At 67.4% G+C, this 15,488-nt stretch carries 15 protein-coding genes; 3 read left to right on the top strand and 12 right to left on the bottom strand.

The genetic code is table 11. The annotated features are described in order from the left end of the window. Positions 1–10: 10 nt before the first annotated feature. From ribH to rpe, 5 genes are all read right to left on the bottom strand, one after another. On the bottom strand, positions 11–508 hold the full coding sequence (gene ribH, locus CH273_RS19205; protein WP_032398003.1) for a 6,7-dimethyl-8-ribityllumazine synthase: 498 nt from the start codon (positions 506–508) through the stop codon (positions 11–13). Then, a complete protein-coding gene (locus CH273_RS19210; RefSeq protein WP_052050500.1) occupies positions 505–1,794 on the bottom strand; it encodes a bifunctional 3,4-dihydroxy-2-butanone-4-phosphate synthase/GTP cyclohydrolase II in 1,290 nt (429 codons plus the stop codon). Before CH273_RS19210 ends, ribH begins: the two co-directional genes overlap by 4 nt. A gap of 86 nt (positions 1,795–1,880) precedes the next feature. Further along, complete coding sequence (locus CH273_RS19215) at positions 1,881–2,492, bottom strand: riboflavin synthase (RefSeq protein ID WP_032398002.1); 612 nt, start codon at positions 2,490–2,492, stop codon at positions 1,881–1,883. Continuing rightward, positions 2,493–3,524 (bottom strand): bifunctional diaminohydroxyphosphoribosylaminopyrimidine deaminase/5-amino-6-(5-phosphoribosylamino)uracil reductase RibD, encoded by a 1,032-nt coding sequence (gene ribD, locus CH273_RS19220; RefSeq protein ID WP_032398001.1) that lies wholly within the window; start codon positions 3,522–3,524, stop codon positions 2,493–2,495. Beyond that, the gene (gene rpe, locus CH273_RS19225) at positions 3,524–4,198 is read right to left on the bottom strand and encodes a ribulose-phosphate 3-epimerase (protein WP_032398000.1); all 675 of its coding nucleotides are present in this window, start codon (positions 4,196–4,198) and stop codon (positions 3,524–3,526) included. Before rpe ends, ribD begins: the two co-directional genes overlap by 1 nt. A 36-nt stretch (positions 4,199–4,234) precedes the next feature. On the opposite strand from rpe, the gene CH273_RS19230 reads away from it, so the two are divergent. After that, positions 4,235–4,624, top strand: coding sequence for an MmcQ/YjbR family DNA-binding protein (locus CH273_RS19230; protein WP_032397999.1), 390 nt, complete (start codon positions 4,235–4,237; stop codon positions 4,622–4,624). 33 nt (positions 4,625–4,657) lie between these two features. Here CH273_RS19230 and CH273_RS19235 read toward each other — a convergent pair whose 3' ends face one another. From CH273_RS19235 to CH273_RS19245, 3 genes are all read right to left on the bottom strand, one after another. Further along, positions 4,658–6,127 (bottom strand): RsmB/NOP family class I SAM-dependent RNA methyltransferase, encoded by a 1,470-nt coding sequence (locus CH273_RS19235; protein ID WP_032397998.1) that lies wholly within the window; start codon positions 6,125–6,127, stop codon positions 4,658–4,660. Next, the gene (gene fmt / locus CH273_RS19240) at positions 6,124–7,047 is read right to left on the bottom strand and encodes a methionyl-tRNA formyltransferase (protein WP_032397997.1); all 924 of its coding nucleotides are present in this window, start codon (positions 7,045–7,047) and stop codon (positions 6,124–6,126) included. The genes CH273_RS19235 and fmt overlap by 4 nt, the downstream gene beginning before the upstream one ends. An 86-nt stretch (positions 7,048–7,133) precedes the next feature. After that, a complete protein-coding gene (locus CH273_RS19245; RefSeq protein ID WP_032398446.1) occupies positions 7,134–7,835 on the bottom strand; it encodes a PadR family transcriptional regulator in 702 nt (233 codons plus the stop codon). On the opposite strand from CH273_RS19245, the gene CH273_RS27790 reads away from it, so the two are divergent. Both CH273_RS27790 and CH273_RS28390 read left to right on the top strand, forming a co-directional pair. After that, the gene (locus CH273_RS27790; RefSeq protein ID WP_179275514.1) at positions 7,755–7,940 is read left to right on the top strand and encodes a hypothetical protein; all 186 of its coding nucleotides are present in this window, start codon (positions 7,755–7,757) and stop codon (positions 7,938–7,940) included. The genes CH273_RS19245 and CH273_RS27790 overlap by 81 nt on opposite strands. 214 nt (positions 7,941–8,154) lie before the next feature. Beyond that, positions 8,155–9,864 carry a GGDEF domain-containing protein gene (locus tag CH273_RS28390; protein WP_306436895.1) on the top strand — a complete coding sequence of 570 codons (1,710 nt, stop codon included), beginning with the start codon at positions 8,155–8,157 and terminating at the stop codon, positions 9,862–9,864. On the opposite strand, the gene CH273_RS19255 is transcribed toward CH273_RS28390, so the two are convergent. From CH273_RS19255 to coaBC, 4 genes are all read right to left on the bottom strand, one after another. Then, on the bottom strand, positions 9,780–10,631 hold the full coding sequence (locus tag CH273_RS19255) for a cyclase family protein (RefSeq protein ID WP_032397995.1): 852 nt from the start codon (positions 10,629–10,631) through the stop codon (positions 9,780–9,782). The genes CH273_RS28390 and CH273_RS19255 overlap by 85 nt on opposite strands. Before the next feature lie 79 nt (positions 10,632–10,710). Then, entirely contained in the window at positions 10,711–12,678 is a 1,968-nt protein-coding gene (locus tag CH273_RS19260; RefSeq protein ID WP_179275532.1) for a primosomal protein N', read from the bottom strand. A gap of 147 nt (positions 12,679–12,825) precedes the next feature. Then, the gene (gene metK / locus CH273_RS19265; RefSeq protein WP_032397994.1) at positions 12,826–14,040 is read right to left on the bottom strand and encodes a methionine adenosyltransferase; all 1,215 of its coding nucleotides are present in this window, start codon (positions 14,038–14,040) and stop codon (positions 12,826–12,828) included. Between the two features lie 182 nt (positions 14,041–14,222). Next, positions 14,223–15,473, bottom strand: coding sequence for a bifunctional phosphopantothenoylcysteine decarboxylase/phosphopantothenate--cysteine ligase CoaBC (gene coaBC, locus CH273_RS19270; RefSeq protein WP_094638045.1), 1,251 nt, complete (start codon positions 15,471–15,473; stop codon positions 14,223–14,225). Positions 15,474–15,488: the final 15 nt, after the last annotated feature.

A 15,488-nucleotide genomic window follows, 5' to 3' on the forward strand; every position in this document is an offset into this window, starting at 1 on the left:
GCGCTGCCGGTCACGTGAACTCCTGATTCGTCCAGGGTTGGCGTAGGTGTTTGAGAGTCAGCGCTGTGTCGATCGCGGCCGCCGTGGCCTGCGCGCCCTTGTCCTCGAACGAACCGGGCAACCCTGCGCGATCGAGCGCCTGCTGCTCGTCGTTGGTGGTGAGCACGCCGTTGGTGACCGGAGTGCCCTCGTCGAGCGAGACGCGCGTCAGGCCTGCCGTGACGGCGTCGCATACGTACTCGAAATGCGGTGTGCCACCGCGGATGACGACGCCGAGTGCGACGACGGCGTCGTGGTTGCGGGCCAACGCCTGCGCGACGACGGGCAGTTCGATGGCTCCGGCCACACGGATGACCGTGACGTCCTCGATCCCGGCCGACTCGGCTTTGCGAAGTGCACCGTCGAGCAATGCCTGAGAGATCTTCTGGTGCCACTGACCGGCGACGATCGCCAGTTTGAGATCACTGGCGCCTGCGAGCTGCAGGGTGGGTTCGCCTTCGCCGCTCATGAGGTGGCCCCGTTCTCGGATGCAGGAGTGGAGCCTGCGGAACGACCGTTCTCGTACTCGTCCAACCCGGTGAGGTCGTGGCCCATCCGGTCGCGTTTGGTGCGCAGGTAGGTGAGGTTCTCGGCGTTGGCGCGCAACGGCATCGGCACTCGTTCGGTGACGTGCAGACCGTAACCATCGAGTCCCACTCGCTTGGCGGGGTTGTTGGTCAGCAGCCGCATCGACGACACACCGAGGTCGACGAGGATCTGAGCACCGATTCCGTAGTCGCGGGAGTCGGCCGGCAGGCCCAGTTGCAGGTTGGCGTCGACAGTGTCGGAGCCCGCGTCCTGGAGCTGGTAGGCCTGGAGCTTGTGCAGCAGACCGATTCCGCGACCTTCGTGTCCGCGCATGTACAACACGATGCCGCGTTCCTCGGCGGCGACCATTTCCAGGGCCGCGTCCAACTGTGGTCCGCAGTCGCAGCGCAGTGATCCGAACACGTCGCCGGTGAGGCATTCGGAGTGCACTCGAACGAGCACGTCGTTGCCGTCTCCGTCGGGGCCCGCAATGTCGCCGCGCACGAGCGCGACGTGCTCGACCTCGTCGTAGATGCTCTGGTAGCCGACGGCGCGGAAGGTGCCGTGACCGGTGGGGATCCGGGCGTCGGCGACACGGACGACGTGCTTCTCGTGCTTGCGACGCCAGGCGATGAGGTCGGCGATGGAGATGAGGGCGAGGTCGTGCTCGTCGGCGAAGACGCGCAGTTCGTCGGTCTGGGCCATCGCGCCCTCGTCCTTCTGACTGACGATCTCGCAGATGACGCCTGCAGGCCGTAGGTCTGCCATGCGGGCCAGGTCGACGGCGGCTTCGGTGTGGCCGGGGCGACGCAGCACTCCGCCGTCCTTGGCGCGCAGCGGTACGACGTGGCCAGGACGGGTGAAGTCGTTGGCCCCGGTGTCGGGGTCGGCGAGCAGTCGCATCGTGGCCGCCCGGTCGGAGGCGGAGATTCCGGTGCCGATGCCCTCGCGGGCGTCGACGGTGACGGTGTACGCGGTTCCGTGCTTGTCCTGATTGGTGGCGAACATCGGCGGCAGGCCGAGTCGGTCACAGTCCTCACCGGAGAGTGGAACGCAGAGATAACCGGAGGTGTAGCGGACCATGAAGGCGACCAGTTCCGGGGTGGCCTTCTCGGCGGCAAAGATGAGGTCGCCTTCGTTCTCGCGGTCCTCGTCGTCGACGACCACCACTGCTTTGCCCGCAGCGATGTCCGCAACTGCGCGCTCGATACTGTCGAACCTGGTCACCACGGTGTGCTCCATACGTCTCGGGCCTGGCTCAGCGCCCTGGAAATTCTCCGATGCACCATCGATTGCGTGCATGTCAACAGTACTTACTGTGCGTCGATCGTCTGCAGCCGCTCCACGTACTTGGCGATGACGTCGACTTCGAGGTTGACCGGCGATCCGACCTCGGCCGTGCCGAGAGTGGTCAGGTCGAGGGTGGTGGGGATCAGGGAGATCTCGAACCAGTGCGCTCCGTCGTCGACGCCGAGTCCGGAGACGGTGAGCGAGACGCCGTCGACGGTGATCGAGCCCTTCTCCACGACGTAGCGCGCGACCGAGGTGGGCAGTGCGATGCGCACGACGGTCCAGTTCTCGGACGGCGATCGGCCGATGATCGTTCCGGTGCCGTCCACGTGACCCTGTACGAGGTGCCCGCCGAGACGGCTGCCGAGCGCGGCCGCACGTTCGAGGTTGACGCGGCTGCCCACGTCGAGGGCACCGAGGCTAGAGCGGTTCAGCGTTTCCTGCATCACGTCGGCGGTGAATCCGCCGTCGGGCAGCACCTCGACGACGGTCAGGCAGACCCCGTTCACCGCGATGGAGTCGCCGTGGCCTGCATCGGAGGTCACCACCGGGCCCCGAACGGTGAACCGCGCGGCGTCGGGCAGTTCGTCCTTGGCGACGATCTCGCCGAGCTCTTCGACAATTCCGGTGAACATCTACTTCGCTCCTTCGGGCACGACGCCGATCAGAATGTCGTTGCCGATCATGGTGACTGTCTCCGTGCGGAACCGAATTGCGTCGGCAATTGTTCCGATGCCCGCATTCTCCACCGCTGTGGGCCCGCTGCCCAACACCGCCGGTGCGACGTACGCCACGACGCGGTCCACCAGGCCCGCAGCGAGGAATGCCCCGGCCAACGTCGGGCCGCCTTCGATCTGGATGTCGGTGTGCTCGCTGAGGGCATCGATCACGGCCGCGGGGTCGTGGGTGTCGAGGAACACCGTGGGGGCGTCCGTCCCACGGATTGCTGCGGTCGACGGTATCGGCCGCGATCCGACGACGACGCGCACGGGTTGGTGCGGCGCGAGGGTCCCGTCCGGACGTCGTGCGGTCAGTCGCGGGTCGTCGGCCAGCACGGTGCCGGTTCCGACGACGATGGCGTCGAGCTTGGCTCGCTCAGCGTGGACGTGCGCCCGGGCCTGCGGTCCGGTGATCCACTGACTCGTACCGTCCGCCGCGGCGCTGCGTCCGTCGAGGGTGGCGGCGTATTTCCACGTCACGTGCGGCCGACCGGTGCGTTGCTTGTGCAACCAGGCGCGCAGTGGCCCCTGACGCACCGCCGTCTCACCGATCCCCTGTTCGACGCGAATGCCCGCCGCGCGCAGGGCTGCCGCGCCGCCCGATGCGAGCGGATTCGGATCGGCGATGGCGTGCACGACCGCGGCGATGCCCGCGTCGATCAGGGCCTGTGAGCACGGTCCGGTGCGGCCGGTGTGGTTGCAGGGTTCGAGGGTCACCACCGCGGTGCCGCCGCGCGCTCGGTCACCGGCCTCGGCCAGCGCGACGATCTCGGCGTGCGGACCGCCGGGCGGACGCGTCGAGCCGATGCCGACGACGACGCCACCGGCATCGAGAATCACGGCACCGACCGCGGGATTGGGACTGCTGATGCCTCGGGCGGACTCGGATGCCTCGACGGCGAGGGCCATGGCGTCCGCGACGGACAGTGCTGCGCCCTGGCCGTTCATTACGACAGGTGGTGTGATGCGCGGGCGGCTCGGTCGCGTAGGTCGCGCACTGCGGCTGCGGGGTCGGCGGTGTTGTATACGGCCGATCCGGCGACGAAGCAGTCGATTCCGGCCTCCGCGGCCTGCTCGATCGTGTCGGAGTTGATGCCACCGTCGATTTCCACGACCAGTCGCAGATCCCCGGAATCGACAAGTGCTCGAACGGCTTTCGCCTTCGCGAGTACCTCCGGCATGAACGACTGCCCGCCGAAGCCCGGCTCGACGCTCATCACCAGCAGCGTGTCGAAGTCGCGCAGGATCTCGAGGTACGGCTCGATGGGTGTTCCCGGCTTGACGGACAGTCCGGCTTTGGCTCCCGCCGCCCGGATGTCGCGCGCAACCGCGGACGGGTCGTCGGTCGCTTCGGCGTGGAAGGTGACGTTGTACGCACCCGCCTCGGCGTACGGCGGTGCCCAGCGGGCCGGGTCCTCGATCATCAGGTGGCAGTCGAGCGGAATGTTCGTCGCCTTCAGCAAGCTCTCCACGACCGGCAGCCCCAGGGTGAGGTTGGGTACGAAGTGCGCGTCCATGACGTCGACGTGCAACCAGTCGGCTCCGGACACCGCCTCGGCTTCGGCGGCGAGCCGGGCGAAATCGGCGGACAGAATGGAGGGGGCGATCATCGGGGAAACCACGATTGACGAGCCTAGCCCAGCCGGTATCGTTCGCCCATGACCACCATGGATTCCGTGACAGCGGTGATCGCCGAGCTGCCAGAGGTCACCGAGAGTGTCCGGTACGGCCGTCCGGCGTGGTCGGTGGGCAAGAACGTGTTCGCGTGGGTCCGCCCGTTCAGCAAAGCCGATCTGAAGCGGTTCGGCAGCGAGATCCCGCCCAGCGGACCGATTCTCGCCGTCCGCACCGCCGATCTCAACGAGAAGGAAGCAATTCTCGCCGCACACCCGCGGGCGTGTTTCACCATCTCGCATTTCGACGGGTTCGCTGCCGTTCTGGTCGACCTCGACAACACCGAGGACGACGAACTGCGCGAACTGATCATCGACGGGTGGCTGGTCCACGCCCCGACAGACGTGGCCGAGACGTTCCTGGCCGGCAACTGATCACACCGCTTCCCGGTCACGACGGCTCACCGGTCACATCGGCTTACGCAGCGCCGCCATGAACATTGCGTCCGTACCGTGTCGATGCGGCCACAATTGCACCGATGTACCGTCGCCGAGTTGCGGCACTCCTGGGACCAGCTCGCGGGTGTCGAGCTGTTCGACGCCGTAGCGGCGGACCGCGTCCGCGACGACGGCGGTGGTTTCGGACAGGTGCGGCGAGCACGTCGAATACAGCACCACTCCGCCCGGGCGGACCAGCTCGATCGCCGCGGCCAGCAGTTCCTTCTGCAATGTCACCAGTGCCGCCACATCGGAGGGCAGTCGTCGCCACCGGGCCTCGGGCCTGCGGCGCAGAGCACCGAGCCCGGTGCAGGGCGCGTCCACGAGCACGCGATCGTAGCCGCCGTCGAGTCCGGACTGCCTGCCGTCGACGGTGTGCACCGTCACCGGGAGGTCTTTCGTCGTCTTGGACACCAGATCGGCTCGGTGCGGCGTCGGTTCGACGGCGTCGACCGTGGCACCGTCGATCTCGGCGATGGCACCGAGGAGGGCAGCTTTACCGCCCGGTCCGGCGCACAGGTCCAGCCACCGGCCACCGTCCTCGCCGACGAGCGGTGCCAAGGTCAGCGCTCGGCCGACGAGTTGACTCCCCTCGTCCTGCACCCCGGCCAGTCCGTCCCGGACGGCGTCGAGCTTGCCGGGATCTCCGCCGTCGAGGTGCACTGCGTACGGCGAATAGGGTCCCTCTTCTCCCCCGGTGATCAGCGCCAGTTCCTCGGCGGAGATCTCACCGGGCCGAGCCACCAGGTGGACCGAGGGACGTGCGTCGTCGGCCTCGAGCACCGCGGCGAGTTCACCGGCGTCGGCACCGAGTGCATCGGCGAAGGCCTGCGCGATCCACTTGGGATGGGCGTACTCGAACGCGAGGTGGCCGACGGGATCGGTTGCCGCAGCGGGCGCGAGCTCGTCGACCCACTGGGCAGCCGTCCGCTCGGACACGCGGCGCAGTACCGCGTTGACGAAACCTGCTTTGCCGGTGCCGAATTCGGACCGAGCCAGGTCCACCGACGTGGCGACGGCCGCGTGCGGTGCCACTCGGGTCCGGAGCAGTTGGTAGGAGCCGAGTCGCAGAATGTCGAGCAGCGGCCCGTCGATCTCGGCGGCAGGCCGACCGGCTGCATGGGCGATCACCGCGTCGAGCACACCACGCGCGCGGGACGCGCCGTAGGCGAGTTCGGTGGCCAGTGCCGCGTCGCGCGAGTCCAGTTTGCGCTCTCGTAGCAGGCCCGGAAGCACCAGATTGGCGTAGGCATCCCGCTCGCGTACCGCCTTGAGAACGTCCCGGGCAGCCCGGCGGGCCGGGTCGATCGCGTCGACGGCACGCGGTCCCGCGCCTTGCGGGGGCCGGTTTCCCTTCGGCCCGCGGGCTCCGGGCGACTTCTTGACGTGCTTGCGAGCTGGACTGGACTCGCGCTTTCGGGGCCTGTCGGGTTCTGTCATCGTGCTACCGCCGTATCGTCCAGCCGAGCGCCGCGCGCCCAGTCGAGTGCCTTCATGAGCTTCTTGCCCTGCGGCTGAACATCGCCGAGAACCACTGCCGTCGTGCCTGTTCCGATGTGTACGCCGGACTTTCGCACCGATATCTCGCCCGGGGCCAACGTGTCCTCCGAGGGCGTTGTCGGAGCGATCTTGACGCGGAGTTCACCGATCGTGGTCCACGCGCCCGGTGCGGGGGTGACCGATCTGATGTGCCGGTCGACGAATGCCGCAGACCGAGTCCAGTCGATGCGCGCGGCGTCGACGCTCACCTTGCTCGCGTAAGAGATCCCGTCCTCGGGCTGTGGATGCGCGGATGCCGTCCCGTCCTCGATCGCGTCGAGGGTGGCAGCCAGTAGCTCTGCTCCGCTCGACGCCAGTCGGGTGAGCAGGTCCCCCGTCGTATCGGTTGCGCGCACCCGCTCGGTGACGACGCCGAGTACCGGGCCGGTATCCATTCCTGCGTCGAGCAGGAAGGTGGAGGCGCCGGTGATCTCGTCGCCCGCGGCGATGGCGGCCTGTACCGGCGCGGCACCTCGCCACGCGGGCAGCAGCGAGAAGTGCAGATTGATCCAGCCGAAGCGAGGGATGTCGAGCACCGGCTGCGGCAGCAGTGCCCCGTATGCGACGACCGGACACACGTCGGGCGCGAGTTCGGTGAGCTGTGCGACGAAATCCGGATCCGAGGGCTTCGCGGGTGTGAACACGGGGATTCCGTGCTCGTCGGCCAGCAGGCCGACAGGTGAGCGCATCGTCTTGCGGCCCCTACCGGCTGCGGCGTCGGGCCGGGTCACCACCGCGATCACCTCGTGGCGTTCGGACTCCAACAGTCGCTGCAGCGACGGGACTGCGGGCTCCGGTGTACCGGCAAAGACGACGCGCACTCGAGCAACTCCCTGGATGGACGAAAGGATCTCGGGTGTTCATCCTAGGGAGTCGCGAGCGCCGCGGACGATTCCGCAGGTGCCGATCACGTCGCGTCGGGGGCGTCGACCGTGTCGTCGGGATCTCGATCGGTCGGACCGTCGTCGGCGAGGATCCGATACAGCGACCTGCGTGCTTCGGTGAGGATCTCGGCGGCCTGCTCCACCTGTGCCGGTGTGCCGACTCCGGCGACCTGACCGGCTGCGCCCATCAACTGGCCGATCAGGGCCCGAAGATCGCGAGCGTCGACACCGACGGACTCTGCCACGTCGTCCCATGGGCTGCCCAGATCGCCGCGATGAGCGTCGACGTGCGTTCGCCCCTCGTCGGTCAGCGCAGCCGTCTTACGGCCGGCCACCTTGTCGATCAGGACCAAGCCCTCGTCTTCGAGTTGGGACAGGGCCGGATAGATGGAACCCGGACTCGGCTTCCAGGTTCCGTTGCTCTTCGCGGCGATCTGCTGGATCAGTTCGTATCCGTGCATCGGACGTTCCTCGAGCAGTAGCAGGATCGCAGCGCGCACGTCCCCGCGTCGTCCGCGTCCTCCCCGACCCCGGCCTCGACCGAAGTCCCCGTTCGGCCCGAAACCGCCGGGACCGAAGCCGGGGCGCATGCCTTCCCGTCCCCGTCCGAACGGGCCGCCCTCACCGTGCCTGTTCCGTTCACCATGACCTCTCCTTCCACGGCCTCGTTCTCGCGGACCGTGATCGTCCGACGGGCCTCGATCGTCGCTCTGCGCGACCCACATCTGAAAGGGCGCGCCTCGCATCTGGCGACGTACAGCGCGGCGTCCGAATTCGTGAGCGAATCCCTCGAATGCGTGATTCATGTCGTTCTCCTTTGTATCGATTGACAAGTCGACGATATATCGTCAATAGAACTTTGACAATACCCAGAGGTAACCTCCACGTTTTCCGGATCCGAGGAACACGTCGTGGATCGCTTCCGCTCGTTAGAATGGCGCGGTCGGTGCGAGCTCACGTCCAACGAACCGTGTACAGCGGCCGGCTCTACAGCGATCGCTCACGAACGAGGGGGGCCGTGTGGCCGGATCGACGAGGCGACGCGTGACCGTCGTTCTCGGCTGCGTCCTGGCCATCGTTCTGCTCGCCGGCTCCAACGTTCTCGGCCAGAGAATCTCGGTACTGATCGACGACGTCGCACAGCTCGCAGGTGGCATCACCGCAACGGTCGTCTGCTGGCGAACGGCGTCGAGACGGACGGGCTCCGAACGGCAGTGGCGCGTTCTGATGGCCGCGGGAATGGCGTGTTGGAGCGCAGGCATGGCCGTGTGGGCTTTCTATCGATCCGCTCTCGACATGCCGCTGCCGAACACATCGGTCGCCGACGTGGGGTTCTTTCTCTTCCCGATCTTCGCCGTGCCCGCGCTGCTCGCCTTCGTCGGCCCGTCGCCCCGGCGGGCGGCCGCAGGTACACGCCATGTCTGGGTGATGTCGTTGCTCGACGGGGCCGTGGTCGTCGGGTCCCTCTTCGTTCTGTCCTGGGCCACCGTCCTCGGGGCGGTCGTGCACTCGTCGGAATCGGAGTCCATCGCGTTCCTCGTGGCGATCATGTATCCCATCACCGACCTCGTTCTCGTGGCCATGATCGTGCTGCTCGCCGTGATCCCGAAGATCGCGTCGCGTTACCGAACGCAACTCACCCTGCTCGGTGCCGGAATCCTCATGATGGCGGTGTCCGACAGCATCTACGCGTACCTCGTCGCCACCGGTGCGGACTTCATGCCGGTTCTGACCGACGGCGGATTCATCGCAGGCACTGCACTCATCGCTCTCGCGGCCGCCGCCCCGAGGACCGTCGAGGACGATCCGCCTGTGCCGCCGATACACGGCTCGTCACTGCACGGATCGGCGACAGCTGCGCGGGTGTACACCGAGACCGTCACCGGTGAGAGAACACAACTGTTGTTGCCGTACGGGCTGATGGGCGCGATAGGGATCGTGCTGGCGATACTGCGCGTGCAGACCGGGGACCTGGATTCGACGGTGGTGGTACTCGGGGTAGCGGTGGTGCTGCTCTCGCTCGTGCGCCAGGTGATCACCCTTGTTCAGAACGACAATCTGCTTCGGAGCCTGTCTCTGGCCCAGGCCGAGCTGACGTATCGCGCGCACCACGACGGACTCACCGGGCTGCTCAACCGGTCGTCGTTCGACGAACACCTTCGAGCGGCGGTGAACGACGCCAGGGCGGGCCGGGGCCGCGCCGTCCTGCTGCTGATCGACCTCGACGACTTCAAGAGCGTCAACGACAGATTCGGCCACGGCGGCGGCGATCGACTACTCGTCGAACTCGCCCGCCGCCTCGACCGATGCGTGGTCGACGGAGTGGTTGCGCGCTTCGGCGGCGACGAGTTCACCGCCCTGGTGAACGCGGATCTGCGAACCGGCCGTACCACGGCGGTCCGCATCGCCGAGGCCATGCGGACCGCGCACGAGATCGACGGCCATTCGGTGTCGGTCGGCGCGTGCGTGGGTGTGGTGCAGATCGGTCGTCCCGACCGCACCGCCGACGGGACGACGACCGTGGCCGGCACCGACACCTCCGACGTCGACGAGGACGAGCTGATGCGCCTCGCCGATCGCGCGATGTACAAGGCCAAGCGCTCGGGCAAGGCCGGCGTCTACGCCTACGACACCGCAGGAACACTCAGCATGGTCCCGAGCGGTTCCGATCAGGGAAGCTTGGGGATCAACCCGAAAATGGTTGCAGGCGAACCGGATCCGGCCCGGTTGATCGGTCCGCCGACCAGAACGTAGGCACCCGTGGTCGGTATCGACTCCAGATTGGTCAGGTTCTCGAGACTGATCCGACGCCGGTCGTAGAGCTTGACCGATACCGGATAAGTTTCGTCGTTGCCCAAGTCGGGTCCGAAGGTGTCGGTTCCGAGGGCACCTCTGTCGGCGAGCCTGCCCGTGTCGATCAACCACTGCGCCGCCTCCGCCGAGAAGCCGGGTTGGTGCGTCACGCCGTCCGCGTCCGCGTTCGCGTAGGCGTCGGTACCCCAGCGTGACGCCCATCCGGTCCACAGAATTACGGCCGCGCCGTGCGGAATGGCTCCGTTGACTGCTTCCCAGTTCTGCAGGTCGGCCACGGTCACGGCGTAGTCGGCGTCGGCTGCCGCCCGATCACGAATGTCGATCTTCACCGCGGGCAGAAACAGATCCTCCGGATCGAGCTGGTCGGCGGTCAGCCCACCTTCCCGGAAGTGTGCGGGCGCTCCCCAGTGCGTGCCGGTGTGCTCGCCCTCCTTGACGTACTGGAGGTAGAAACCGTCGTCCGCGACGGTGAACGCCGTCTCGAGCGAGAATTCGGGATCGCCGGGAAAAATCGGGGTGAGCGCCGGATCGTTGACGTGCGACAGAGACACGATCCGTAGCAGTCGATCCAACGGAACGGCCGGTGTGGGCGGCTGCGCCGAGCCGGTACCGGGCAGGGCGTCGGCGGAGGCAGGTGCCACGAGCCGGGCTCCGATCACCACTGCCAAACCTGTTGTCGCACGGCGAAAGAGCTGCCTTCTCTTCATGTCCCCGACCCACCTCTCATCGGCGCCCCGTGCGCCGCCCCGACGCAACCTTAGGCCACGGCTGCCCCGGACGGCAGTGTCAGCCGATTCGAATCGGGTCTATCTGAACCCGCACTCCGCCGCCGAGCTTCTTGGCGCTACGAGATGCCTGAGCGGCGGCCAGCGCCCGCGCCAAGGCCGCCCCGGTGCTGCGCGGCACGCGTATCAACAGCCGCTGCACATCACCGGGAAGCACGTCCTCACCGCCGCCCGCGGGTGCGCGTTGGCCGTCCGGCAGATCGACCGGTCCGAGTATCTCCACTGCCTCGGGCAGATCTGCACCCTCCACCAGCGCCGTGATCGCATCGGTGGTTCCGTCGATCGCCGCGACGTGTACGGCGGGCGGGAACCGTACCTCCACTCGTTCGTCCAACTGACTTCTGGCGTGCCACAGAGGATCCCAGCGAACCAGCGCCTGCACCGTCGGTATCTCGGACTCGGCGACGACGACGACGCGACCTCCCGCAGAGCCGGGCCGGACCAACGCGGCGGCCGTCATCCACCGACGCAGTGTCTCCTCTGCCGCGCGCAGGTCTGCCCGGCCGAGCAGGGCCCAGCCGTCCAGCAGAAGAGCTGCGCCGTACCCACCGTCGACCGTCGGCTCGGCACCGACGGTCGACACGACCAAACCGGCACCGGGTCGGACGGAGTCGAGCACGGCGGCGCCTCCCGAGTTGTGTATCGGTACGCCGGGAAATGCCCGTCCGAGTTCCTCGGCGGTGCGGCCCGCTCCGATCACGACCGCCCGCAGGTTGCGTGATCCGCATACGGTGCAGCGATGCGCGGTGTCGGCGATTCCACACCACGAGCAGGTCGGACTGCCGGCTCCGTCGCTTCCAGGGGCCGACGGCAGGGCCAACGGCCCGTTGCACCGGCGACACCGAGCCGGGTGCCGACATTTCGCACACGCCAGTGACGGCACGTATCCGCCGCGCGGAACCTGAACCAGCACAGGCGAATCGGCTTTCAGTGCGGCTCGCGCCGCCTCGAACGCGATGGCGGGAAGCCGGGCGACACGGGCTGCCGGGTCCCGCGCGAGCGCATGGTCCGAGTCCGCCAAGGCCACCACATGGGGTTGACGCTCACGGACCAGCTCACGAGGAGCCACCAGATCGTGTGCCCAACCGGAATCGACGAGAGCTTCCGCCTCCGCCGTCCGCGAGTGTCCGCCGATCACCACCGCCGCCCCGGATACGTGCGCTCGGAGCAACGCGACTTCTCTGGCGTGCGGATACGGCGAACGGGGCTCGGCGAAGCTGTCGTCACCGTCGTCCCAGACGGCGATCATGCCCAGAGTGGACACCGGAGCGAACACGGCGCTGCGCGTCCCCACCACAACGACCGGGCCCGATCGCAGACCGCGCAACCATTGCCGATACCGCTTCGCCGGACCCAGTCCGGCCGACAACGCCACCACCCGGTCGGCTCCGAGCAGAGCCGTGCAGGCCGTTTCCAGTCGATCGAGATCGCGCTGATCGGGTACCACCACCACGGCGGATCGACCGGCGGCGACGGTCACGGCAGCGGCCTCCGCCAGCCGCACCGGCCACCGCTCACCGGGCAATGCCTGCCACACCGCGCGGGGTACGCGTCCCGATGCCAACGCGTCGAGGAAGTTCGAGCCGTGGGTGTAGGCCGACCATGCCGACCTGTCGACGGCAGGCTCGACCGGGGGCTCGACGACGGGTGTCGGTTCCGCCTCGACTCGGGCGTGGCGAGCCGGGATCGCCAGACGCAGTACGTCCGCTCTGGTCCCGGCGTACCGATCGGCCACCGCCTCGGCCAGTTCCGCGATCTCGGGAGTCAGAACTTGCTCTGCCGACACCACCCGATCGAGCCAGCCGAGCTTGCCGGAGTGCTCGGTCTCGGCCAGTCTGGCCAGCACGAAACCGTCGACCAGTCGGCCCGCGAACCGAATCCGAACTCGCACGCCGGGCCGAGCATCGGTGCTCATCTCCTCGGGTACGAGGTAGTCGAACTCTCGGTCGAGATGCGGCAGCGGCAACATCGGGAGAATGCGCGCGATCGGGAGATCCGACGCCGCCACCCGCGCTACGCCCGCCACCGCACCTCCTCCTCGATTCTCACCCCACCCTCGATGACGGAGCACCGAGCCGGTGCGAGCAGGGTACGTGCCGAACGGTCGACGCCGAACTCAGAGTCCGGCAGCCTCGCGGAGCTTGCCTGCGCGATCGGTGGACTCCCACGGGAGATCGATGTCGGTGCGGCCGAAGTGTCCGTACGCCGCAGTGGGCGCGTAGATCGGTCGCAGCAGATCCAGATCGCGAATGATGGCACCGGGACGCAAGTCGAACACCTCGCTGATCGCCGCCTGAATACGCGCGGGATCGGTCTTCTCGGTGCCGAACGTCTCGACGAACAATCCGACCGGCGCGGCCTTGCCGATGGCGTACGCCACCTGGACCTCGATGCGATCGGCGAGCCCAGCCGCGACAGCGTTCTTCGCGACCCAACGCATCGCGTACGCAGCGCTGCGGTCGACCTTGGACGGGTCCTTGCCGGAGAATGCGCCGCCGCCGTGCCGTGCCATGCCGCCGTAGGTGTCGACGATGATCTTGCGACCGGTCAGCCCGGCGTCACCCATCGGACCACCGAGCACGAACTTTCCGGTGGGATTGACCAACAGACGCACATCGGACGTGTCCAGCGTCGGCACGTCCAACTCGGCGAGTACCGACCCCAGTACCTTCTCCCTGATATCGGGGGTGAGCAGGTTGTCGAGATCGATGTCGGCCGCGTGCTGAGTCGAGATCACCACGGTGTCGAGGCGAACGGCGTTGTCACCGTCGTATTCGATCGTCACCTGTGTCTTGCCGTCCGGACGCAGGTAGGGCAAAACCCCACTCTTGCGGACCTCGGTCAGCCGCCGAGAAAGACGGTGCGCCAACGCGATCGGCAACGGCATCAATTCGGGAGTGTCGGTGTTGGCGTAGCCGAACATCAACCCCTGATCCCCCGCGCCCTGACGGTCGATCTCGTCGTCGGACAGTCCTTCGACTCGGGCCTCGTGAGAATGATCGACGCCCTGCGCGATCTCGGGAGACTGCGCGCCGATCGCGACGTTCACACCGCACGAATTTCCGTCGAATCCCTTGGCCGACGAGTCGTACCCGATCTCGAGCACCTTCTCGCGCACGATCTTGGGGATGTCGGCGTACGCGGTGGTGTTGACCTCACCCGCAACGTGGACCTGGCCGGTGGTGACGAGGGTCTCCACGGCCACCCGAGCACGCGGATCCTCCGTCAACAGAGCATCGAGAATCGAATCGCTGATGGCGTCACAGATCTTGTCGGGATGACCCTCTGTGACGGACTCGCTGGTGAAAAGCCGACTACCGGACTTGCTCACGGACTTCCTCTCGACGCATGTTCCTGTCCGACCCGACGCCGCGCGCCGGTCGGGCACTCCATGAAAATTTGACGTTCCCTCGGTGTTATCGCCCCTGCCGGAGCCAGGCAAACCTCTACGGCCTCACACGTGGTGCTCAGCACGGTAGCCGGTGCGACATCGCTCGTGCACCCTCACCGTCGTCACTGTGTCGACCTCGTTCGGGGACTACGTGCGTCGAGCATCTGCGCCACAGAATCGAGTACGCGGCTCGCGAGAAGCGCTTTGGAGCCCTCGCCGAGCGCATCCTCGGAACCGTCGGAACCGAGCAACCATCCGTCGTTGTGGTCGACCTCGAAGGCCTTGCCGTCACCGACAGCGTTGACCACGAGCAGGTCGCAGCCCTTGCGTTCGAGCTTGGCCCGCGCGTACGTCAGTACGTCTCCGTCCGCGTCACCGGTCTCCGCCGCGAATCCGACGATGACAGTGGACGATTCGAGCTCACCGTCGCGGCGAGCCGACACGAGGCCTGCGAGTATGTCGTCGTTGCGGACCAACGGGATCGACGACGGCTCGTTCGCCCCCTTCTTGATCTTGCTGCCCGCGATGGACTCCGGGCGGAAGTCGGCGACCGCGGCCGCCATCACCACTGCATCGACACCGACGGCGAGTTTACGAACCGCATCCTGCATGTCCGAGGCCGTCTTGACGTGCACCACGTCGACCGCGGCCGGATCGTCGAGGTCGCTGGTGTACCCGGCGACCAACGTCACCTGGGCTCCGCGTTGCGCTGCCACGCGGGCCAGTGCATATCCCTGCTTGCCCGAGCTTCGATTGCCCAGGAAACGGACCGGATCGAGAGGCTCACGAGTGCCGCCGGCAGACACCAGAACATGCCGTCCTTCGAGGTCACGAGGAAGCGCATCCGCTCGCTCGGTCACGAGCATCGACAGTGCGAAGATCTCGTCCGGCTCCGGCAGCCGACCCGACCCGGTGTCACGTCCGGTCAGACGACCCGACGCAGGTTCGATCACGTGTGTACCGCGCGAACGAAGCGTCGCGACGTTGGCGACCGTGGCCGGGTGCTCCCACATCTCCGTGTGCATCGCGGGAGCCAGGACCACCGGGCACCGCGCGGTGAGCAGGGTGGCCGTCAGAAGATCGTCGGCGCGCCCCCCGGCGATGCGCGCCATCAGATCTGCGGTGGCGGGGGCCACGACGACGAGGTCCGCCTCCTGACCCAGGCGCACGTGCGGGACCTCCGGCACGTCCGCGAAGACCCCGGTGTGCACCGGTTGGCCGGACAGCGCCTCGAACGTCGCACGCCCGACGAACTCCAGAGCGGACGCGGTCGGAATCACCCGTACCTCGTGCCCACTCTCGGTGAAGCTGCGAATGAGCGAACAACTCTTGTAGGCGGCGATACCTCCGCCGACTCCGACGACAACGCGCAAGTCAGATGTCCTCTG

This window comes from Rhodococcus sp. 05-339-2 (assembly GCF_002258965.1).
Taxonomy (GTDB): domain Bacteria; phylum Actinomycetota; class Actinomycetes; order Mycobacteriales; family Mycobacteriaceae; genus Rhodococcoides.